20 protein-coding genes are annotated in these 22,233 nt (G+C 37.4%); 10 read left to right on the top strand and 10 right to left on the bottom strand.

The window, feature by feature from the left end:
• Positions 1 to 226: 226 nt before the first annotated feature.
• A complete protein-coding gene (locus tag H4K35_RS06125; protein ID WP_182626499.1) occupies positions 227 to 1,693 on the top strand; it encodes an amino acid permease in 1,467 nt (488 codons plus the stop codon).
• A gap of 72 nt (positions 1,694 to 1,765) precedes the next feature.
• Here the strand turns inward: H4K35_RS06125 and H4K35_RS06120 are convergent, their stop codons facing one another.
• On the bottom strand, positions 1,766 to 2,422 hold the full coding sequence (locus H4K35_RS06120) for a MarR family winged helix-turn-helix transcriptional regulator (protein ID WP_182626498.1): 657 nt from the start codon (positions 2,420 to 2,422) through the stop codon (positions 1,766 to 1,768).
• Between the two features lie 404 nt (positions 2,423 to 2,826).
• On the opposite strand from H4K35_RS06120, the gene H4K35_RS06115 reads away from it, so the two are divergent.
• Positions 2,827 to 5,019, top strand: coding sequence for a DPP IV N-terminal domain-containing protein (locus H4K35_RS06115; RefSeq protein ID WP_182626497.1), 2,193 nt, complete (start codon positions 2,827 to 2,829; stop codon positions 5,017 to 5,019).
• A 512-nt stretch (positions 5,020 to 5,531) separates the two neighbouring features.
• Here H4K35_RS06115 and H4K35_RS06110 read toward each other — a convergent pair.
• Together H4K35_RS06110 and H4K35_RS06105 are read right to left on the bottom strand one after the other, a co-directional pair.
• Positions 5,532 to 6,074 (bottom strand): hypothetical protein, encoded by a 543-nt coding sequence (locus H4K35_RS06110; protein WP_182626496.1) that lies wholly within the window; start codon positions 6,072 to 6,074, stop codon positions 5,532 to 5,534.
• A 104-nt stretch (positions 6,075 to 6,178) separates the two neighbouring features.
• Positions 6,179 to 7,732, bottom strand: coding sequence for a helix-turn-helix domain-containing protein (locus H4K35_RS06105; protein WP_182626495.1), 1,554 nt, complete (start codon positions 7,730 to 7,732; stop codon positions 6,179 to 6,181).
• Positions 7,733 to 8,414: 682 nt separating this feature from the next.
• Here H4K35_RS06105 and H4K35_RS06100 point away from each other — a divergent pair.
• Positions 8,415 to 8,906 carry a hypothetical protein gene (locus H4K35_RS06100; protein WP_182626494.1) on the top strand — a complete coding sequence of 164 codons (492 nt, stop codon included), beginning with the start codon at positions 8,415 to 8,417 and terminating at the stop codon, positions 8,904 to 8,906.
• A gap of 37 nt (positions 8,907 to 8,943) precedes the next feature.
• Here H4K35_RS06100 and H4K35_RS06095 read toward each other — a convergent pair whose 3' ends face one another.
• Entirely contained in the window at positions 8,944 to 9,342 is a 399-nt protein-coding gene (locus H4K35_RS06095; protein WP_182626493.1) for a hypothetical protein, read from the bottom strand.
• A 316-nt stretch (positions 9,343 to 9,658) separates the two neighbouring features.
• Here H4K35_RS06095 and H4K35_RS06090 point away from each other — a divergent pair, with 316 nt between their 5' ends.
• On the top strand, positions 9,659 to 10,351 hold the full coding sequence (locus H4K35_RS06090) for a TetR/AcrR family transcriptional regulator (protein WP_182626492.1): 693 nt from the start codon (positions 9,659 to 9,661) through the stop codon (positions 10,349 to 10,351).
• Between the two features lie 43 nt (positions 10,352 to 10,394).
• Here H4K35_RS06090 and H4K35_RS06085 read toward each other — a convergent pair whose 3' ends face one another.
• The 3 genes from H4K35_RS06085 to galE all read right to left on the bottom strand — a co-directional run bounded on the left by H4K35_RS06085 (position 10,395) and on the right by galE (position 12,805).
• Positions 10,395 to 11,036 (bottom strand): HdeD family acid-resistance protein, encoded by a 642-nt coding sequence (locus H4K35_RS06085; protein WP_182626491.1) that lies wholly within the window; start codon positions 11,034 to 11,036, stop codon positions 10,395 to 10,397.
• A 241-nt stretch (positions 11,037 to 11,277) separates the two neighbouring features.
• Positions 11,278 to 11,769 carry a DUF4199 domain-containing protein gene (locus H4K35_RS06080; RefSeq protein WP_182626490.1) on the bottom strand — a complete coding sequence of 164 codons (492 nt, stop codon included), beginning with the start codon at positions 11,767 to 11,769 and terminating at the stop codon, positions 11,278 to 11,280.
• A 13-nt stretch (positions 11,770 to 11,782) separates the two neighbouring features.
• Positions 11,783 to 12,805 carry a UDP-glucose 4-epimerase GalE gene (gene galE, locus H4K35_RS06075; RefSeq protein ID WP_182626489.1) on the bottom strand — a complete coding sequence of 341 codons (1,023 nt, stop codon included), beginning with the start codon at positions 12,803 to 12,805 and terminating at the stop codon, positions 11,783 to 11,785.
• Positions 12,806 to 13,269: 464 nt separating this feature from the next.
• On the opposite strand from galE, the gene H4K35_RS06070 reads away from it, so the two are divergent.
• Positions 13,270 to 14,670, top strand: a complete 1,401-nt coding sequence (locus H4K35_RS06070; protein WP_182626488.1) for a glycosyltransferase family 2 protein — start codon at positions 13,270 to 13,272, stop codon at positions 14,668 to 14,670.
• A 39-nt stretch (positions 14,671 to 14,709) separates the two neighbouring features.
• On the opposite strand, the gene H4K35_RS06065 is transcribed toward H4K35_RS06070, so the two are convergent.
• Together H4K35_RS06065 and H4K35_RS06060 are read right to left on the bottom strand one after the other, a co-directional pair.
• Positions 14,710 to 15,189 carry a PaaI family thioesterase gene (locus H4K35_RS06065; RefSeq protein WP_182626487.1) on the bottom strand — a complete coding sequence of 160 codons (480 nt, stop codon included), beginning with the start codon at positions 15,187 to 15,189 and terminating at the stop codon, positions 14,710 to 14,712.
• 73 nt (positions 15,190 to 15,262) lie between these two features.
• Positions 15,263 to 16,246 (bottom strand): hypothetical protein, encoded by a 984-nt coding sequence (locus tag H4K35_RS06060; protein ID WP_182626486.1) that lies wholly within the window; start codon positions 16,244 to 16,246, stop codon positions 15,263 to 15,265.
• 251 nt (positions 16,247 to 16,497) lie between these two features.
• On the opposite strand from H4K35_RS06060, the gene H4K35_RS06055 reads away from it, so the two are divergent.
• Complete coding sequence (locus H4K35_RS06055) at positions 16,498 to 17,076, top strand: hypothetical protein (protein ID WP_182626485.1); 579 nt, start codon at positions 16,498 to 16,500, stop codon at positions 17,074 to 17,076.
• Positions 17,077 to 17,143: 67 nt separating this feature from the next.
• On the opposite strand, the gene H4K35_RS06050 is transcribed toward H4K35_RS06055, so the two are convergent.
• Complete coding sequence (locus H4K35_RS06050; RefSeq protein ID WP_182626484.1) at positions 17,144 to 17,977, bottom strand: universal stress protein; 834 nt, start codon at positions 17,975 to 17,977, stop codon at positions 17,144 to 17,146.
• A 218-nt stretch (positions 17,978 to 18,195) separates the two neighbouring features.
• On the opposite strand from H4K35_RS06050, the gene mnmE reads away from it, so the two are divergent.
• From mnmE to H4K35_RS06030, 4 genes are all read left to right on the top strand, one after another.
• On the top strand, positions 18,196 to 19,587 hold the full coding sequence (gene mnmE, locus H4K35_RS06045) for a tRNA uridine-5-carboxymethylaminomethyl(34) synthesis GTPase MnmE (protein ID WP_182626483.1): 1,392 nt from the start codon (positions 18,196 to 18,198) through the stop codon (positions 19,585 to 19,587).
• 149 nt (positions 19,588 to 19,736) lie between these two features.
• The gene (locus tag H4K35_RS06040) at positions 19,737 to 20,864 is read left to right on the top strand and encodes a site-specific integrase (RefSeq protein ID WP_182626482.1); all 1,128 of its coding nucleotides are present in this window, start codon (positions 19,737 to 19,739) and stop codon (positions 20,862 to 20,864) included.
• Positions 20,865 to 20,868: 4 nt separating this feature from the next.
• Positions 20,869 to 21,687 carry a hypothetical protein gene (locus H4K35_RS06035; protein ID WP_182626481.1) on the top strand — a complete coding sequence of 273 codons (819 nt, stop codon included), beginning with the start codon at positions 20,869 to 20,871 and terminating at the stop codon, positions 21,685 to 21,687.
• A gap of 101 nt (positions 21,688 to 21,788) precedes the next feature.
• The gene (locus H4K35_RS06030) at positions 21,789 to 22,175 is read left to right on the top strand and encodes an AlpA family transcriptional regulator (protein ID WP_182626480.1); all 387 of its coding nucleotides are present in this window, start codon (positions 21,789 to 21,791) and stop codon (positions 22,173 to 22,175) included.
• The last annotated feature ends 58 nt before the right edge of the window (positions 22,176 to 22,233 follow it).

The raw sequence follows: 22,233 nt of genomic DNA, 5'->3' as shown, positions 1-22,233 counted from the left end.
AAATTAAACGATATATTTTAAATTTAAATTCTTTAAATAAGTATAAAAATTTAATTTTTAACATAACAATAACAGTACGATTTTACCACTATATGGCACATTTGGCGGAAAAACATCTTAATATACTAAATAGGTTTCCCTGATTGCATATATTTTTCACATATTGAAAAAGAAAACAGAGGGACTAATTCGTATTAATAGTTACATTTGTTTTAAACGACAAAAAATGACAGAACAACAGCACGGCCAAACAGGCGTACAACGTAAACTTAAAGCTCGTCATCTCACCATGATTGCCATTGGAGGATGTATTGGAACAGGGCTATTTATGGCAAGTGGAGAAGCTATTCAACAAGCAGGTCCAGGAGGGGCTGTATTGGCCTATGGAGCCATTGGTGTAATGGTTTATTTCTTGATGACTTCTTTAGGGGAAATGGCAACCTATCTACCCGTATCTGGTTCATTTAGCACCTATGCTTCTCGATTTGTCGACCCATCATTGGGCTATGCTTTGGGGTGGAATTATTGGTTTAACTGGGTCATTACAGTAGCTGTAGACGTTTCTATTGCCGCATTGGTCATCTCGTATTGGGAACCGATGAATATTCTTCCGCCTTGGGCTTGGAGCTTGTGTTTCTTTTTTGTCATTTTAGGTCTGAATACCTTATCCGTCAAGGCCTATGGCGAATCCGAATACTGGTTTGCCTTTATAAAGGTGGTCACCGTTATCGTCTTTTTAGCTGTAGGATTGCTGACTATTTTTGGGATCCTCGGTGGAGAATACATCGGCTTTACCAACTTTACCCTAGGGGACGCCCCTTTCCTAGGCGATGGGTTTTCTGGCAAGTTTTTGACTGTACTAGGAGTCTTCCTCATTGCGGGATTCTCTTTTCAGGGTACTGAGCTAATCGGCATTACAGCAGGTGAGTCAGAACATCCAGAGAAAAACATCCCCAAAGCAATTAAACAAGTATTTTGGAGAATTCTCATTTTCTACATTCTGTCTATTTTTGTAATTGGATTAATCATTCCTTATACTAGTCCACAACTCTTGGGCGCCGATATTACGGAAATTGCCAAATCGCCCTTTACACTAGTCTTTGAAAAAGCACACTGGGCTTTTGCTGCCGCCTTGATGAATGCGGTTATTTTAACCTCAATCTTATCAGCTGGAAATTCGGGTATGTACGCTTCTACGCGTATGCTTTATGCCATGGGAAAAGACGGTATGGCACATCGCTCTTTTGGCCGAACGAATAAACAAGGAGTACCCATCCTAGCCCTATTGGCAACAGCATTGATTGTACTACTCATTTTTATTATTCAATCCGTTACACCTCAAGCCGTTGACTTTATTCTTGCTGCTTCAGGACTTACCGGCTTCATCGCTTGGTTGGGAATTGCCATTAGCCATTACCGCTTCCGAAGAGCCTACGTCGCTCAAGGATATGACACCCAAAAACTAGTCTACCGCGCCAAACTCTTCCCCTTTGGTCCTATCTTCGCTTTCGTCCTCTGCTTATTTGTAATCATCGGACAGGATAGCCAAATGATATTTGAAGGAATTGTCGATTGGAAAGGAATACTAATTACCTATATGGGTATTCCCTTTTTCTTGTTCTTCTACTTCTTCCACAAATTCAAGTATAAAACCAAAGTAATTCCACTTAAAGAAGTCGATTTAAGGCAATAACCTGTTCGTTCTGCGGTTTGTAGAGTACAAACCGCAGAACGAACAAGTAAACTATTAACCGTAAACTCAACCCTATTTCTCGTGATTGACAATAAGAAAGATCAACTCTTCTTTACTTTTTGATTCGCTAAACACCTCTTCGTGAAAGTGGGTCAACTTGTTTAGTAATTGATTCAACATCTTCTTTTCTGTCCCTTTTAAACTACCGTTAACGACTTGAGAAATCTTCTGTATGTCGTCCATATTGGTTTCTAGTTCTTGTCGACCTAGGGAGGTGATCTCAACAATTTTACTCCTTTTGTCTACTTCTGAATCTTTTTGACTAACAAAATTCAACTCAATCAGTCGATTGATAATTTGCATACCTGTTGCTTTTTCTTGGGTACTCTTGCGGATGAGTTCCATCTTGGTCATTTCACCATGCCTCCATAAATTCATTAAAAAGATATGATTATCTGGTAGGGCAAGAGGTGTATCTGTCAAAAGCGATCGCCAATACGTTTTGCTGTAATTGGCCAACTTAAAAAACGATAGCACAATATGTTGATCTGTATTTTCTGTGGATGCCTCTAAGCCAAGCTCTTGATCTTCTTCCTGTACTTTTTTATCTCGAATCCATTGTTTAAACCCCATTATGGTTGGTGCATAAATAGAAGTAAATTCTTCTTTCATCTCCTTTTCAAACTCAAAAAGAAGGTGCATAAAATCAATTAATAGTTTGTGGTTCATTTTAACAGTAAAGGATAAATAGTATAAAAATCAACAGGATTGCTTGTATCAAATATAATAATTTAAAATTCCCATCGATTTTAGTGTATTTTCAGCGTTTAAAAAAATCCCTCTTATTTTTAACAATACTTATTTCTTTTCACAGCGAAATAAGTAGTATTCTTTCTTTCTTGTTCTCAATATGAGAATATTTGCCTAATAGAATATTTTTGCTCATCCGTGCATTTAGAAGTAAATCTTCTAAGATAAATCTATTTTTAGCACTTTAAACGCATTGAAATACGGAATGATGTTGCCACTTCTCTATACGTCTAACACAACCACCACGACAAGCACACAAACTTATTGGTCAGAAAAGAGAAAAGCCCTACCTTAGTGACCATTAAAAATAATCACACAATAGAATGAAAAAAATACAACTACTTGCCCTAGCTTTTCTTACAGGTAATTTACTTTTTGCCCAGCGCAATCTTACCATGCAAGAAGCTACCTTAGGCCAGTACACTTCTTTTGCTCCAGAGCGATTAACCCAACCGAGCTGGAAGGATGCCCAAGCGTTCACTCACTTAAATGCTAAGCGAGACAGCTTGTTGATCCGTACACAAGCGGTAAATTGGACGCCTTCATTTTTGTTTAGTGTTGCTCATTTACAAGCTGCACTAACGTCTTCAATTTCTGAGGCGAGCTTTCAATTGACATCTTTTCCTAGTGATTTAGCTTGGAAAAACGAAAACACATTGACTTTTTCTGTCCTAGATACGGCTAGAAAGTTTCGATGGTTGTTTCACTACAACACCCAGGATCAACAAGTTAGCTTGATTCATAAAATTCCAGTACACGGACAAGAATACAGTTTATCGCGCAACAAAGAATATGTAGCGTGGTTAACGGATAACAATATTGAAATTGCAGACAAAAAAGGGCAGATCACAGCTGTTACACAAGATACAGATGCTGCTATTGTCAATGGTAGTTCGAATACACACCGCAATGAATTTGGCATAAACAAAGGCATGTGGTGGAGTCCAAAACAAGAGCAATTGTTGTACTACAGAAACGATCAGTCACAAGTTACAGATTATCCATTAGTACAATGGGATCCACGTGTAGCAGAGAACAAAAACATCAAATATCCGATGGCGGGTATGGAAAATGAACGTGTTTCTCTAGTGATTTACGACGTTTATACGCAGAACAAAATTACGTTAGCCACAGGCGATCAAGATCAGTTTTTAACGATGGTAACTTGGGATCCATCGGGGAATTACGTTTATGTAGGGGTGTTAAACCGCGAGCAGAATCACCTGAAGCTCAACAAGTATAACGCAGCAACAGGAGCGTTAGAAGCGACATTATTTGAAGAGAAATCAACGACTTATACAGAGCCTTCTCAAGGATTGGTTTTCAATCCTGAAGACAATAAATCTTTTGTTTATTTATCTGAAAAAGACGGATACCGCCAAATGTATTTGTATTCAACAACGGGTAAATTAATCAAGACCTTGGGTCATGAATCGGTGATTGTTTCTGATCTTATAGGATTTGATGCAGAGGGAAAAAACATATACTATACGGGAGTCACTAACCAAGGGTTAGATCGACAAGTTTTTAAAGTGAACCTCAAAAAAGGAAAGACAGAGCAGCTTACCTCTCGTTCAGGTACGCATGAGGCGTTGTTCAACACGGACAAAAGCATATTCCTCGATTCATTTAACAGCTATGACGTTCCCAATCGCGTGTCTTTGGTTCAAACTTCTAATCAAAAAGAGGTAGAAATACTACAGGCAAAGGATCCATACCAAGGGGTGATTACGATGCCTAAAACAGAAATTCTTAGCCTGACAGCAGCTGATGGAAAAACGCCATTAAATGCTCGTATGATCTACCCTACTAATTTCGATGCAACTAAAACATATCCTGTGATGGTATATGTTTATGGGGGTCCACATGCGCAATTAATTACCAATACATGGTTAGAAGGGTCTTCGTTATTCTTCCACTATATGGCACAACAAGGCTATATTGTTTTTACGGTAGACAACAGAGGTAGTTTTAACAGAGGAAAAGATTTTGAGCATGTAATTCACCGTCAATTGGGTCAAAATGAAATGGCTGATCAAATGGTTGGTGTGAAGTACTTACAAACACTTCCCTATGTCGATCAATCGAAAATCGGTGTGTATGGATGGAGTTATGGAGGTTTTATGACCACATCCTTATCGGTTAACTATCCTTCTGTATTTAAAGTAGGCGTTGCAGGTGGTCCTGTTATGGATTGGAAGATGTACGAAATTATGTATGGGGAGCGCTATATGGATACGCCAAAAGAAAATCCGGAAGGATATGAGCGCACTAGCTTGTTAAACAAAGCGTCAAAACTAGACAACAAATTATTACTTATTCACGGGGCACAGGATCCGGTTGTGGTTCAGCAACATTCTATGCTGTTTATAGAAGCGTGTATCAAAGCAAATAAACAAGTGGATTACTTCTTGTATCCAAACCACGAACACAATGTGAGAGGATTGGATCGCGTGCATTTAAACACTAAAATTGCGCAGTACTTCTTTGATTACTTGGCTAAACCAAGGCCATAAACGATCAAAATAAACAACTATATAAGAGGGTGTCCCAAAAGGGCACTCTTTTTTTTTACCGTCCTATGAACCCGTTATCGTCGGTACAACAACGCTGTACTTCCATAGTGACTGCATAGTGACTCTATAAAAAAGCCTTGTTTTACTAGAGTCACTATGGACTCACTATGGACTCAGTATGGACTCACCACGCACCATTCCACTCACCACGCACCATTCCACTCACCACTTACCATTCACCACTCACCACTTACCACTCACCACTCACCACTTACCACTCACCACTTACCACTTACCACTCACCACTCACCACTTACCACTCACCACTCACCACTCACCATTACCACTCACCACGCACCACTCACCATTCACCACTCACCATTCACCACTCACATCCTGTTCACTTTTATTTTTTACAAAATAGCCTGTATAAAAAAATTTATACAGGCTTGACAAACTAAAAAAACGCATCAATTCTTATTCATAGGAATAAGCAATTTTATTTTTATCGATTAACACAGAAACATCTCTAAGGAGGAGGCTTGCATGGCGACTAATTGTTGACTCGTATAGAGAAGCTGAAACACTGTTTCATCCTCTACGCGTCCGATTGACGCTTCAGCGGAGTCACTATACTCTTCCAACAATTCTTCCAAACTATCGACATCGGCGTAGTACAAGGCATTGAGCCACACAATGTGTCCCTTCCATTTTCCTTTAGTAATTTCTGCATATTGATTTCCTAGGTGATCTTGTGCGAAAACGAACAAGTAATCAGACAGCACGCAGTCTTCGTTGCGTTCAATAATATCAAGCGTCTCGTCTAAGCCATCGAGGGTGTACCAAACCACCACGCCTTCAAGAGCTTCTAAAGACTCTGACGTGATCCCTGATTGCATAAGGCTATGTCTTGTGTTGCCCTGGCTTTGTACCAACAACAACTTGCGCATCTCTTCGGAAAAGCCAAATCGCACTTGCAATTTATTAACCTCTTTTCCTGAGGGAATTGTCACCCCTACTTCTACAAAAAAACTATGCTTGTTATACTGTTCCATATGCTTTCTTTTGATATACTAAATTTCAGCAAAAAAACAACACCACCAACAGTCACCCAATAAGATAACTTTTTGGTAACACCACAGCAACACTGAACTAGAAGCTACTTATATATTATATTTTGGATTTGCTCGATAAAAGCAGAAGGAGACATTCCTTTGATTCGCTTAAAAGTAATGGTAAAACGACTGTGAGAGGCAAAACCGCATAAGTCTGCCAAATAGCTAATTTTGTACTTGAGCATTTCGGGATTTTTCTGGAGTAACTCAACAATATAATCAATGCGCAATGTATTGATATAGCTGGAAAAATCTTGTTGTTTATGGTGTTTAATGACGTAGGACAGATAGCGGTGATTAACGCCTATTTGACTAGCGAGTTTACTCAAAGAAATTTCGTGTTTTAAAAACCCCTTGTGATACTCAAAGGATGCAATTCCACTGAGGATGAGTTCTTCCATCTCTTTGGAAATATAGTTGTAATCGATGCCTATGTCGTTATTTTCGGGTGCCAACTCCCCTTTCCATTCTACTACTTCTACAACAGCAGTTGAAACAGGAACTGCCTGGGTTTTGGGATTTCGTTTAAGCAGCTGACGTCTGTGATATAGCGAATAGGATAAAAAAAGTAGGATGCCACCAACAATTGACAAGCTATAGTAGACGTAATTAGTATACGCTAAGGTGAGTTCCCCTTCTTTCTCATAATAAGACGCTACCAAGTAATTGGCAATTTTAGCTTGTACTTGGAGTTCTTGTTCGACGAGTTGGATATACTTTTCATTGTAGTTCACGTACATTTCTCTATCTTCTCTCTGTTTGGCATACTCTTTTAGCGTGGCAAAAACTTGTTTTTTTAGGGAGAGAAAACCAGATTGTTCGGCAACATCAATGGCGTTGTTCAAAAAAAGTAAGGATGTTTCATAATCTTGGCTTTTGAGATAGGATTCGCCTAAATTCCTGTAAATAAACCCCTTCAATGGGCTTTGTGGATTATTGGAGCCTTGTAATTCAGCTAGAGCGAGATTCAACGTTTTTACGGCAAGGTCTAAGTTTCCCAATTGAATATAGTTGTCCCCAATTAATTGATCCGTAGTTGCTAGATAAAAGAAGCGCTGTTGTGGGTGTTCTACTTTTTCAAATTCGCGTCTTCCTTGTGTTAACGCTGTGATGGCTTCACTAAATTGGGCACTGTTCATGTAGTAGTACGCCTGTTCTTGCAGTAAATTTCCATTTAATACAGCCAATTCTAACGGATCTTTGACTTTCTTAGACCAATGCTTGGCCTTTACCAAAGCGAGCTTACCTAAGCTCTCTATACCATTTTCTCGATACAAGGTGGACAAAGTGCCTTGTATTCTCGCTTTTAAAATTATGTGTTGGGCGTTTACTGCAAAGCTATCCGCCTTTTGGAGCGTTGCAATGGCCTTATCGCGCAGACCGTATTGCCGCAGTAAAGAGGCTTTTAATAGATAGACCTCTATTACTTGCGCAGGCGTACTTGTCAATTGCTCTAAATCAGAAATTTGCATTAAAACCTCTTGAGGCGTGGAAGTCAAAGCTACTGTTTTTACATGCGCATAGAGGCTATCAAATGAAGTGTTTTGAGTGTAGCCAGAAACCGTAATCAGAATACAAAATATTATTCTAAAGTTCATTAAATTGTAATTTTATACTCAATTCCATAAATAGGAAGTGCTTATATTTATTATAATAGAAATGTATATACCGTACTATCTTGCTATAGGTTCTGCGTTTCTCTGCGCTATGCAGGACGAGTTCTACATATAGAGCAACTCAAAAAAGCCTATGTAAAAACATAGGCTGAATATCAAACACAAATATAGTAACTCAAAAATCAAATTGGGGACCTGATTCTAATTTTAATAAACGATTTATTACCTATATTCTAAATGTGCTTTCAATCTGACTCATAAATTTGTTATTTACTAACAATAAAATACTTGCAGTCTTTTCATTTACAAATATTTAACATTTATTTCTTAAATTAAAAAAAAACTCTTTACGAATTGCGTAATACAACAAGGGTAACATAAACTAAAACACTGTATATCAAAAAATTAAAACACATTATTTTTTTAGTTCATTAGTGTTCATTCCTCTTACTTTTGCTGTTCTTATTCTTGGCATTGAAAACAAATGTCAGTGTATACTTTTCTTATTTGACGGTATTTAAGGGCACTATCTCTTGTTTGTTTATTCATTTTTAACACGAATATACACACCTACTCTATACTAATCGCAATAAATAATTCGTTATATAAAAAATACTACACAAATAATTGCTTATATTTAAGAGAAAAACAAAAATCCATTGCTATGAAAAATTTAGAATTAACCCCACCCATTGAATTGTTCTTGAATCTCGATGATCCTATCGTCCTTCAAGTATTCGCTATTTACAACCACAATTCGAAAATCGCTCCTTTATTTCTCACCCGAGATGAGTGCAATCACCTGAGTATGTTATACAACGAGCAGTTGTTAAAGGTGTTAGAGAAGAACAAGAACCAGATGCAAGCTTCAACGGGTTCAATTGAACATTTATACTTCAAACAAGAGGCTTTTATACGAGATGATGAAACCTTAAAAAACGTTGACTTACCTTCAGTAAACTATTTGCTCATTGAGCTCAAAAAGGAAGATCAACGAGTGAAACTATTAAAAAAAGTAACGGATAAGCAGTTGATTGAGGGAAGAAAACACAGCCTTAATGCTACGGCTTCCCCCATCATTAAGCAGCGAAACGTGTTGGATTTAACGCCAAAGATACACGCAATTTCTATTGGGGATTACACATTTATCACCTAATAAGTAGGCATTAGAATAAGGGCCTAGTGCCTTTATTCTAATTTCTATCGGCATAAACCGTCCAACTTTTTGAACCCTCATGGAATAAGATCTCTAGTTTGCGAGTATCCAACCGAATGTAGTTGGTGTCTATAGCATTTAAATTGATGAGAATTTTAGACTTATTTTCTTCAAATACCACTTTAGAAATGGTTGGTATTGAACCAGAAAACACAAAAGACGTTTTAGGGCCAATTTTAATCACGTCAATACTGGCGGTATCACATTGAATATTTTGATCCTGATCCTCAAATACAGCTACTCCTTGATATCGACCGACAAAAAAAGGAGCTTCGGTAATTTCTCGTCTTGATCCCCAATTGAATACAATTAAAAAGAGGAAAATACCAATTCCCAGCCAATCTAGTATTATATAAGTTCTCTTTGTGATACGCATTGTTTTATTTACTTTAATAAACAAACACAAATAGTGTACTAAATTTATCTTTTTATATAATTTTTAACGTTTTTTATCCAATTTAAAAGCATTGGGTATAATTATACTCGGACTTAAAAATAAATAAAATGCAAAAGCAAACGCTTTTTTTATAACTATATTTACATTATATTCGAGTTTCATACTAATAGTAGTAAAAAGTAGTTTTAAAATTATTTTTTTTACATATATCGATTACACCTAGTACGCAGTGGTCTTTTTATCTTTTATCATCGAGGGTAAAAAAGCAGGCGGTTTTACCTAAAACGAACAACAAATGCAAAAAAAAGAAGTCAAACCAAAAGAGAACAAAGAAGAATCAGCTAAAAAAGCTAGAAAAGTTTCTTCTGGTCCGATACGAGACAAGTCGAGAACCATGAACAAAATGATTGCAGCTGTAGGAAAAGTATTGCAAAAAAAGGGCTACACAGGACTGACAGCACCGAATATTGCAAAGGTTGCTGGTGTAGATAAGAAATTGGTATGGACGTATTTTGGTGGGGTAGATAATCTAGTAGAAGAATACATCAATCAAAAGGACTTTTTTAGAAGTACAGCCAATAAGGATTTACAGCAATTGTTGCAAAATCCAGACAAATTGACCAAAGACGATATCAACGATCTTTTACAAAATCAATTTGAAACGCTATTGAACGATCGTTCCTTACAGCGCATTATTCATTGGGAGATTGGCGAACACAATGAGACACTGAGAAAAATAGCGGATGCACGAGAAGAATTAGGTGAAAATTTATTTGCTAAGGTGATTCCTTACTTCGAGCATTCATCGGTTGATATCAGAGCGCGTTTAGCCCTTGTGATCAGCGGTATTTACTATCTTTCCTTACACGCAAAAAACAATGGAAGTAATTTTTGTGGCATTGACATCAATACAGAAGAAGGAAAAGCACAGATTTCTAACTCTATTCAGGAGCTAATCTTTGATGCCTATAGCAAGGTAAACAAATAGCATAAAGGATCTATATACGCGTATATAGATCCTTTATTTATGCTTATTCTTGGTCCATTGCCTTCTTGACTTCTTCTTGAATCGCTTCCCATTTTTTGGTAAGCTCTGCACTAATCTTAGCGCCTTTATTTTTTAGTTTCTTGAGTTTGAATCCATACAATACACTAAACACACCCAAGGTTAAAATGGAGAACGCCGTCCAATACACAATGGTAAAGGCACCCGCTTCGATATTAGTCATCATAAAAATTGCAAAAAGCAACCCTAAGATTCCAAACAGTACTAAAGAGGAAATTCCCTTTACACCATATCGGTTTAGCTCTACAGCCATGCTCAAACTACGCACAGAACGGAAGAGTAAAACACATCCTACATAGATAGGTAACACCTGGAGGGTAATTGCAGGTTGACTGAGTAAAATAAGACCCAAAACTACATCGACAATACCAGAGAATAAAATCCAACCCCAACCGTCTAATTCTTTTCTATTACTCAAGGCAAACGCTATTTCAGCAATCCCTGCGAAAAAGAAAAGCCAACTAAACAACAAGGCTAACGATAGATAAGACGCAATTGGCGTCATCATAATAAAAACTCCAGCTACAATAAACACTACCCCTAAAATGACAGGGAGATACCAGTGTTTTACATTTTGCTTGATACGATTTAAAATAATACTACTCATATATTCTTTTCTTTTAAAGATACAACTTTATCGCAGGATGTAAAGTTTTTTCACTTCTATTTCGTTATATTTTTTAAAAAAAGTAAATTATTAGCATTAATTTCTCTTAAATAGCCGTGAGATCAGTTTACAGTTGACGGTTTACAGTTGACGGTCATACAACAAAAAACCCCTCTATTTTACTAGATGGGGTTTAGCTTGTAGGCTGCTAAAACAGCCTCTATATCTCCTGTAAAAGGCACTACTCTTTTTTTGCTTTTGACTTAATGAAAATCATACAAATAGCCGTAGTGATCACGCCCATCATCAAGGACATTAAAAACCCTTGTTTGGCGTAATTGCCATAGTTAAAATAACTAGCGGCATCTTGTTCTGTTTCATAAAAGCCCAATTCTACCGATCGCTTGATGACGTTAGGAAAGAAATCAGGGGTGATAACATAAGAAGTAATCCATTGGGTAAGTGGGCTTAGAATTGCAATGACCAAAGACAGCACTACGCCTGAAAGCATTCCTTCACTATAGGTCATATCGCCATCATAGTAGTTTTTCTTTTTATCTTTCAATGCCAAAACCATTACAATAATAGCTGGAATCGCAAACAAATTGGTCAGGTACAAATGGTAATCGAGGTAGGTATCGTGCAAACCACCTATTTTTTCTACTAGCATCCACAGTAATCCTACGAGGGAAAAGATGATACCCCACTTTATTTCAATGCTGATTTTATTCATTGCTTCTTTCGGTCTAGTTGTTTTTACTTCTTGCTTTTTGTTCCCATTTCCAAGCGCTATCCAACATATCGTCTAACGTTTTTGTAGGTTTCCAACCTAGTATACGTTGAATTTTATCGGTATTAGCCCATGCTTTATCGACATCACCTGGGCGGCGATCTACTATTTTGTAGTTAATTTTCTTTCCGCTCACGCGTTCAAACGAATGAACCAGCTCCAAAACAGAGTAACCTTGGCCATTTCCAACGTTAAACGCTTCTACTTGTTCTTGATTTTTTCCTTGGATAAGGTATTCCATAGCGCGAACATGAGCGTCGGCTAGATCCACCACGTGAATATAGTCGCGGACACAGGTTCCGTCAGGGGTATCGTAATCTTGACCATAGATGGATAAATACTCGCGTATACCCACGGCTGTTTGTGTAATATAAGGGATTAAATTATAAGGAACACCCAACGGTGATTCTCCAATATGCCCAGATTCATGTGCGCCAATAGGGTTGAAATAACGCAATAAAACGGTTTGTAGTGGGTACACTTTTGACAAATCAGCAATGATTTCCTCTCCTATTTGTTTGGTATTGCCATAAGGAGAAAGTGCTGATTTAATAGATTCCTCTTCCGTGATGGGCATGATTTCCCCTTGTCCATATACGGTACAAGAAGAGCTAAATAAGAACTTATCAATCCCGTACTGTTGTAGGGCTGACAATACATTAATCAAAGAGAACAAATTATTTTCGTAGTACATTAGGGGCTTAGCCATACTCTCTCCTACCGCTTTAGAGGCAGCAAAATGAATAACTCCCGCTAGATCTGTCTGTTGATCAAAAAAAGCAAATACAGCTTGCTTGTCTCTCAGATCGATTTGGTGAAATTCAGGTTTACGTCCTGTAATTGCGTAAATACCGTCCATCACTTCTAAAGAAGCGTTGGACAAGTCATCGATAATAATAACTTCATATCCTTTTTGCTGTAGCGCTACAACCGTGTGAGAACCTATAAATCCTAGTCCACCTGTTACTAGTACTTTCATGTGATACATTTAATATAATGGATCAAAGATAACGGAATTTAATCATTTTTATTTTCAAATTTTGATAGAAAGGACAAATAATAGGCGTTCAATTAGCTTTTATGGACACGAAAAATAGGAGCTCCTGTGCTTTTGAACAGCAGCTAGTTGTATTGAGAGGTTTTTTGAGGAAGAGGCAAGCTGTAGCTGCTTGAGTTTAGATATGAAAGGCTACATCTGGCGGAATTGTGGTAATCAATAGTAGAAAAAAAAGGATTAAAAATCGCCATTGCCCAAATAAAGTGTTGTCCAAATCAACAAAGTGTGGAAGTTTGAGATTAAAAAGGGGCTCTCAGGCCAGTAAAATCGCGTGGCATGCATATTGCATTACGATTAGTGACATAAATAATGATTGGTAGACTGCTCGTCTATCTCCTTTATTTTAGGGATATCCAAAAGTCCCTCTTCCTTAAAAACTCAAAATTATGAAAGCAAACAACGTCCCCAACTTGATAGGTTCAGATCGTGAATCTACCCAAGATATGAATAAGAAAAAGCGTTTTAGTTTAACGGACTATTTCGTTTTGGCCCTTACATTTACTTTGTTATTTAGCAGTGTAATTATACTTTATCATTTTCAGCCCTATTTTGCCAATATTCAACTGAAGCGTTTAGAAGGTTTTGGCGGGCAGCTCTTCTTTAGTATTAGTATGGGTTTACTAGCGGTACAAATTTTGTTCTTGCTGTATATCTTCTATCAATACTTTAAGTACAAGCCGGTAGCACCGGTATCAGATGAAGAATTGCCAAGTTGTACGGTTCTTGTTCCGGCTTATAACGAAGGTCGTTTAGTTTACGATACCCTACTGAGTTTGGCGCAAAGTGATTATCCTGCGGATAAATTGGAGATTATTTCCTTTGATGATGGCAGTAAAGACGACACTTGGGAGTGGATGCAAAAAGCCAAAGCTGTATTGGGTTCTCGAGTGACCATCTACCAACAGCCCAAAAACATGGGGAAAAGACATGCCCTTTACCGCGGTTTTAAGCTGGGAAAAGGCGAGGTTTTTGTTACGGTTGACAGTGATTCAATAGTTAAGACAGACACCTTGAGACAGCTTGTTAGCCCCTTTGTAAACAATGAACTATGTGGGGCCGTTGGCGGTAATGTACTTGTTCTCAACACCGAAGAGGGGATTATTCCCAAGATGCTCAATGTGAGCTTTGTATTCAGTTTCGAATTTATTCGTTCGGCTCAAAGTGCGTTGAATACAGTGCTGTGTACGCCAGGTGCCTTAGCGGCTTACCGCAGAGAGGCGGTGATGAACTGTTTAGAGCAATGGATCACTCAAACCTTTATGGGGAATCCTTCCGATATTGGGGAAGATCGCGCCATGACGAATATGATACTAAAACAAGGCTATCACGTATTATTTCAAAAGAATGCATATGTCTTGACAGATACACCGAATAGCTTCAAAGGATTGTACAAAATGTTCATCCGTTGGGAGCGAAGCAATGTGCGAGAAAACATTATGATGAGTAAATTTGCCTTTACTAAGTTTAGAAAAGGTTCTACCCTTGGGCCGCGTATTTTACTGTTAAACCAGTGGCTTAAAGTAATCTTCGCCTATCCCATGATGATGTTGATGTTGTATCTCATCCTTAGTTATCCGATTATGTTTGTTAGCAGTGCTTTAGCGGGGATTTTAATTTTCTCCTCGATTCAAGTGATCTTCTATGCAAATAAGTACACAATAAAAGATTCATTTTGGGCTTATACGTATAGCATTTTTTATACGTTCACCCTATTTTGGATTACGCCCTATGCGATTGCAACAGCCAATCGACGTGGTTGGTTAACCCGAACACTTCCTACTAAATAGTAGATTACCATAATGTTGATAAAAACGAGTTATAGTTTCCTATAGCTCGTTTTTTATTTCATTTTCTTCTTTTAATCGAATAGCCAAAATTTCACCCGTTGCGCAAAGGATATCATTTGCAGTTAACGCAAGGTCAACCCATACCTTTCTTCCTTCTATGCTTCTCAATTTTCCTTTGATCACCAAGGTTTCTCCCATGGGTGTCATTGCCTTAAAGTCTACTTTTAAGGATGCAGTAACACAGCGCACTCCTAGTGGTTGTTCTAGCGGGAGCCCCTCTGCCATACAGATAAAGGCAGCAGCAGATCCTGTTCCATGGCAATCGAGCAAGGAGGCGATCAGTCCACCATACACACTTCCCGGCAAAGCAGTATATTGAGCCTCTGGCGTAAAGTGAGCTATGGTTTCTTCTTTTCCCTCTACATAGGTTTTCAGTTGATGTCCCCCAGAATTTAATGTACCACACCCATAACAATGGGCTAAGTTTTCTGGATACAATTCTTGAATTGCTTTTTTCATATTGCTGTATTTTTTAGTTGACGTATTGTTTTAGCCCTATATAGTGGGCAATCTAATTTCGCGCTTACACGAATTATGGCTTGGTTGTTTCTACAATGGCTTTATACAAGCTATAGGCTCGTTGAAAGTCTCCTTGTTCGACGTATTGATCGGCTTGTTGCATCACTAACTCTGCTTGTGTTGACATTCGCTCTGCCATAGTATTGGCTTGTTCTTTATAGGTTTGCTTACTCGTACGGAATCCAGCAATCTCGACTATACCCTCTGCATTTACATAAAGATATTCAAACTCATTGAGGTAAGCTAGGGCTAGGTCCCATTTTTGATCTTCAATAAAGGTATGTAGTCGATGTAAGAGTTCATGAGGATAACTCGCTTCGACCAGAGAAACTACAGAGGCTAAGTTCCAATCTTTGTACTTCTTTTGTTTAAACGTCATGTGATTGGGATATAGGTCCTCTCGGGTGGTATAGGTTTTCTCGACGTATTGCACAAAATCTTCTTGTAGATCCGCTGGTAGTTGAGTCAGTTGCGCTTTTAGTGCTCGTTTCTTAAACACGGGTTTACAACTCCCCCACACTTCGGGTTTGCACTGAAAAGTAAGGTGGACAACCGTCATGCGTTGATCAAACAAAATCAGGTATGACAACGGCATGGTAGCCCCGTGTTTCTGACTACAGTAAAACAACGGAATAAAAATAGCTTGCTTCCATTCAAAATTTTTAAACCAAACTGATTCGCTGTAAAACATCAACATGGAAGATTCAAAACGCGGATGTTCGTAAACAAAGGTGGTATCGACCAGATCATTTTTCAGTTTTAAGCTAATAGAAGAAGGCAAACCTACATAGTCAAATGCTCTTTTACTGTCGTAATTATTACAAGCCGCACTTACTTTAATGTAGAGGCTGCTGTCACCATCTTCATCTAACCACATTTTTACAGCTGTAACCTCATCTTGGTTGAGCGATTGGGCGAAAGACAACAACGGACATGCTATCCAAAACAACAAACTAGCGATTTTACTCCTGTTTCTCGAACTAAACTTTTGCATCATAGAAAACAAATTACTAACAATATAAAACGGTTGTAAACCAATAAGCGTATAAAAATATACTATTTTCAAATATTAACTTGAAGTTTTGTATTCTAATCAACGCTAATTTTATACAAAAAACACATATTCTATTAATAGTATAAAATATAAAATTTAAAATTTCTTAAAAAATCCCTTTAATAGGCAGTTTTTATTATAATAAATAACTTATATTAGAGCTCTATAAAATATAAGACTAAAAAAGTTATTCAATGAAAAGAAAAAAACGTATTTTACTGGTTGCCACCCTAGCACTGACAAGTACAGTTTTTGCACAAGGCAACGTTAGAACCATCAACAATCAATTCTCTTCTCTATTTAATAAATCTTCGAATTACCAAAATTATAAAATTGTAGATAAACAGAGCTTACTTGATCTTCAACAAAATGTAGAAGATTCGATTAGCAACTACAAAGGAAAGATCGCTGAGGGTCAGTCGCTTGTGTTACAGCATCAAAAAGAACTAGCCGATGTGAGTCAGAAATTGGAAACTGCGGAGCAAGAGTTAAAGACCTCCCTTGCCAAAGAGGAGAACTTTGAATTTTTGGGTATAGCGGCTAATAAAAATACGTTTCAGACTGTAATTTTGCTTCTTTTTGCTTTGCTATTGGCCATGGCAGGTGTTTTTTACTACCGCTTTAAAAAATCGAATGTAGATACGAAAGATGCACTGAACAAGTTACGGGATACGGATGAAGAATTTGAAGAGTTCCGCAAATTATCTTTAGAAAGAGAGCAAAAAATCAGAAGACAGCTCCAAGATGAGATCAATAAAAACAAAGCTGAATAGTCTGTGGCAATAGGTTATCAGCTAAAAAAAGTCGTAAAGCACTAACTTTACGACTTTTTTTTATGTTTTATTCTTCGTGAAATGCGATGATTGGCACGTGTTTGTGGTAACTTAATTTTTTGGTCATACTGGAAGTAAACAACTTGTCTAAGAAACTTCTATTGCGCTTCACCGATACTAAAAGATCGATATTTTCTCTGTCTAAGAAGGTGAAAATTTCTTTTTCTACGTCTTTTCCTTCTACTAAGGTAAATGTAATTGGATGTCCGTCGTAGTACTCTAACCAGCTTTCTACCACTTCTTGGTTTACTTTTTCCACGTCTTCAATCACGTGAATACACTTGATAATTGCATCGTAACCTTTTGCAATTTTCACTAGTTTATCCAGTACAATTTTATCGCTTGTATTGAATAAGGTAGAGAAAGCGATGGAATTAATTCCGTTGAAAACGGCGTCATGTGGTACACTTAAAACTGGGGCTTTTAGGGAATTGATTGCATTTATAGTGTTCGAACCTAATAATTTTCTATCCCAACCGGAATTTCCATTGGTTCCCATTACGACCAAATCAATCTCCTCTTCTTCTACTCTTTTCTTTAGGATGGTATTCAAGAATCCTTCTTCTAAAATAAAGTGCATAGGCACGTGATCTAAATTGTTTTCTTTGGCAATATCGCGAATGAATGGAACTTGATCTTTAAAGTTTTCAAAGTTGCTCAATTCGATTGATTTATAGACATCTTGAACCATGACAGGATTTGCAGTTGCAGAAATAACGGGCATTTCATATGCATGCAGTACATAAAGGGTTGCGTTTTGACTGTCTGCCATTTTCAATGCATAAATTAAAGCGTTATTTGCTGTTTCCGAAAAGTCCGTCGGGAATAGTATTTTTTTCATAGTAGCGTATATTTTGATTTCTATAAAGATAAACAATTAAGCTTAGGTTTTCAGTTTCTAATCGTCAAAAAAAAGGGTCTTTTTCTTTTCTTTTTTTCTACATCCTTCCTCTTCTACCCGCTCTACACTGGCAACTAGCTGTTGATTGCCCGGGCTAATCTTCCTTCTTGAGATTGGGCAATATGTATTATCTTTGTATCTTATTATAGATGTATACCATGATATTACAAGATACTATTGTCGCTTTAGCAACTCCTTCGGGTGCGGGTGCCATTGCCATCATACGCGTATCGGGAAAAGACGCCATTACCTTAGTTAACGGTATCTTTAAATCGATCAAAAACAAAGATTTAACCAAACAAAAGACGCATACTTTACACCTGGGACATGTGGTGGATGGGGATCGCATCCTCGATCAGGTGTTGATTTCCGTTTTTAAGGGTCCGAACTCCTATACGGGAGAGGATACTATTGAGATTTCATGCCACGGTTCGACTTTTATTCAACAACAGATCATCCAACTTTGTCTCCGCAAGGGAGCGAAAATGGCACAAGCGGGTGAATTTACGATGCGCGCTTTTTTAAATGGTAAACTCGACCTATCGCAAGCGGAAGCAGTGGCGGATCTAATTGCGTCGGACAACGAGGCAAGTCACCAAATTGCCATGCAACAAATGCGCGGGGGATTCTCCAACGAAATTGCCTTGCTACGTGAACAACTCCTCAACTTCGCTTCGCTTATCGAACTCGAACTCGACTTCTCGGAAGAAGATGTGGAATTCGCTGATCGTACCCAATTTAAAGCGCTTGTGGAACGCATCGAATTTGTACTGAAACGATTAATCGATTCTTTCGCCGTCGGAAATGTTATTAAAAACGGAATCCCTGTTGCTATTGTCGGTGAACCTAACGTGGGTAAATCTACCTTGCTAAACGCCCTCCTCAATGAGGAACGCGCCATCGTTTCTGATATCGCAGGTACTACACGCGATACGATTGAGGACGAGTTGGTGATCGACGGCATCGGGTTTCGATTCATCGATACCGCCGGAATTCGCGAGACGAAAGACGTAGTGGAAAGTATCGGTATTCAGAAGACCTTTGAGAAAATCGAAGCAGCTCAAGTCGTGATTTACCTCATCGACGGCGGAAAAGTAACGCATCAATCGATTGAACAAATTAATGTTGAACTGGAAAAACTCAAAAATAAATACCCTCTCAAACCTCTACTAGTCGTTTGTAACAAACAAGACTTGCTCTCTACGGAACAAATTGCCTTGTTTGAATCTAAAATAGACGACTTAATGTTCATGTCTGCCAAAGCTAATCTCGGTATCGAAGCGTTGAAACAAGCCCTGCTGAGCTTCGTCAATACAGGTGCACTGCGCAATAATGAGACGATTGTTACCAATGCACGCCACTACGACTCCCTCCTCAAAGCACTTGAGGAAATCGAAAAGGTGAAATGGGGACTGCAAACGAATTTATCCGCCGACCTCATGGCAATCGATATCCGCCAAGCACTCTACTTCTTTGGTGAAATCACTGGCCAGGTTACAAATGATGAACTACTGGGAAATATTTTTGCTAATTTTTGTATCGGTAAATAAGTTACGTTTCCGATGTTAAGATATACTTTCTTTTAGTTGACTATCAGTAAATTAATACTGATAGTCTTTGCTCTTAGGTTCTTTTGTTGTTATATTTGTCATTATTAAATCATCGCATATTATGCGTTTTTAAAATGACTCATCGATAAATGAAAGTTTTACTAAGAGAACGACTACTACCCAGTGGTAAGATCAACCTTTCTATTGAATATTATAAGGGTACGATACTACAACCTAATGGTAAACGCAAAACCGTTAGAGATTATGAAAACTTAAAACTCTTTTTACACGGCGAACCAAAAAATGCTAGTGAAAGAAAAGAGAATAAAGAAACTATGGCTCTTGCCAAACAGATTTTAGCCATTAGAGAAGCTGAAGTTTATCAAGGTCGTTATGAGTTGAAAAATTCGACTAAAGGTAAAAAACCTTTTTTAGATTACTTTCAAGAAAAAACTGAGGAGAAATCTGATAGTCCCAAAAACTACGGCAATTGGACAGCTACCCTAATTCATCTAAAGCGATGCATCTCCCCTAACACTATCTTTGATGATATTGATGAGAAGTTTATAAAACGAGTGCGTACTTATTTTGACAAGGAAGCCCGTACTAAGAGTGATCTCCCTTTATCACTAAACTCTAAATATTCCTACTTCAACAAGTTTAAGGCCTGCTTGCGTGCAGCCTTTGATGAGGGCTATTTAGCTCTAAATTATGCAGCTAAAATCAAGTCATTTGAACAGGCTGAGAGCCAACGAGAATATCTGACATTTAATGAAGTACAACAATTAGCCAATACGGAATGCAAGTATGAAGTTTTAAAACGCGCGTTCTTGTTTTCTTGTCTTACTGGTTTGCGATGGTCAGATATCCACAACATGACCTGGTCTGAAGTTCGCGATGAAGATGATTCAAGTCGGGTAAACTTCAGACAAGAAAAAACCGATGGCGTTGAGTATCTTTACATTTCTACTCAAGCTAGAGAGCTATTAGGAGAACGCAAAGGCAATCGAGATCGGGTATTTATTGGCTTGCGGTATTCAGCTGTTTATAACAACGCTATTGTGCTGTGGTGCAATAAGGCTGGGATATCCAAGCATATCACGTTCCACAGTGCAAGGCATACTAATGCGGTACTCTTATTGGAGAACGGTGCGGATATCTATACTGTATCTAAACGCTTAGGACATCGTGAAATACGCACTACTGCTATCTATGCTAAGATTGTAGATGAGAAAATGAAAGAAGCTTCTAATTTAATTCCTGAACTAAGTTTTTAAGAATATGTATAAACGTGTAAATCTACTTGGCGCAACAATTGTATTACTCTTAGTAAGTTTTTCAATTCTTTCAACGTATTACTTGATTGGATACATATCTTATATTGCTATTATGTCAATTCTATGGCTATATTTTATGGGAAAACTAGGGGTAAATTACTTCAATCATTTCTATGACACAAAACTAGAAAGAGTAAATACTAAGACTAAATTTTTAGATGACAAAGTTCAGAGATTTCGTGTTTTCTTTTACGCATTTTTTAGTCCTCTAGCAATTGTTATTTTCCTCTTATTTACTCGTGTTCAAGTTATACATGATTGGTATGAGCCACTCTATACTAGCTTACTTTTTATTGCATTCTTATGGTGTATATGGTTTTTAAATTTCACTTGGAGTCAGAACTTTCTAAATAAATTTCAAACACCATGCTTAGACGATCCGTCTATATCTCATTTGGAAATGAGTAAGGCCAAGATTGTTTTAACTGAAGAGGATAATAAACATATTTGTCCTGATTTCTCAGCTATAATTTATATGGGGTTCAAGAAAAAAAACATACTTGGTAACGAAATAAATCAAGAAGGTTTTAAGAGACAATTCTTGGTTAATCCTATACAGCTACGGATGGATAATGTTTCTTTATATCATCTACACAAAGCGTTAAAACAAGCTGAAGTAATAAAAATTAGTTTAAAAAAATTTGTTACTTTTTTTATAAATGAGAAAGGTGAAATATATGATTATGATACTGTTAAAAATGGTTCAGCAATACAGACACCTAAATATCAACAACTAATCAGTGATATTTCCGCTAAATTATAATTACCAAACACTTTAAATTCATTACTTTTTCAAAAGTAACTTGATTGTAATACCTTCTAATACCTTCATTTGCTACAATATAACCATATAAAAGAAAGCTTATGAAAACGATGGAAAGCAAAGACGTAAGAAAGGAAAATGTAGTTCAATTACAACAAATATTACTTCAAACAATTGAAGAGTTTAGTGCATTTAAAAACCAAATTATTCACCAACAAAGAGAACTAAAAGAAGCTATAGGACTGAATATGATTCAGCAGAAAGAAATGCTTAATGTACAAGAGCTATCAGAATATATAGGTATGTCAACATCTAGTATCTATAAGCTTGTGTACAATAATAAAATTCCAAATTATAAGCCAAATGGGAAAATATTATACTTTGATCGTGAAGAAATAAATACTTGGTTACGACAAAATAAAAGCCAATCTATATCTCAGATACAACAACAGGCCTTAGACTATTCTTTCAAAAACAGAAAAAAATAAAGCGTTCAAAATTGCCCTTTGAACGCTTCAGATTACTATTGTCTGATTTTTTAATCAA

Origin of the sequence: Myroides sp. NP-2 (assembly GCF_014145665.1) — a bacterium.
Classification (GTDB): Bacteria; Bacteroidota; Bacteroidia; order Flavobacteriales; family Flavobacteriaceae; genus Flavobacterium.
The sequence above is the reverse complement of the archived record's forward strand: the minus strand, read 5'-3'. Positions and strand labels throughout refer to the sequence as shown.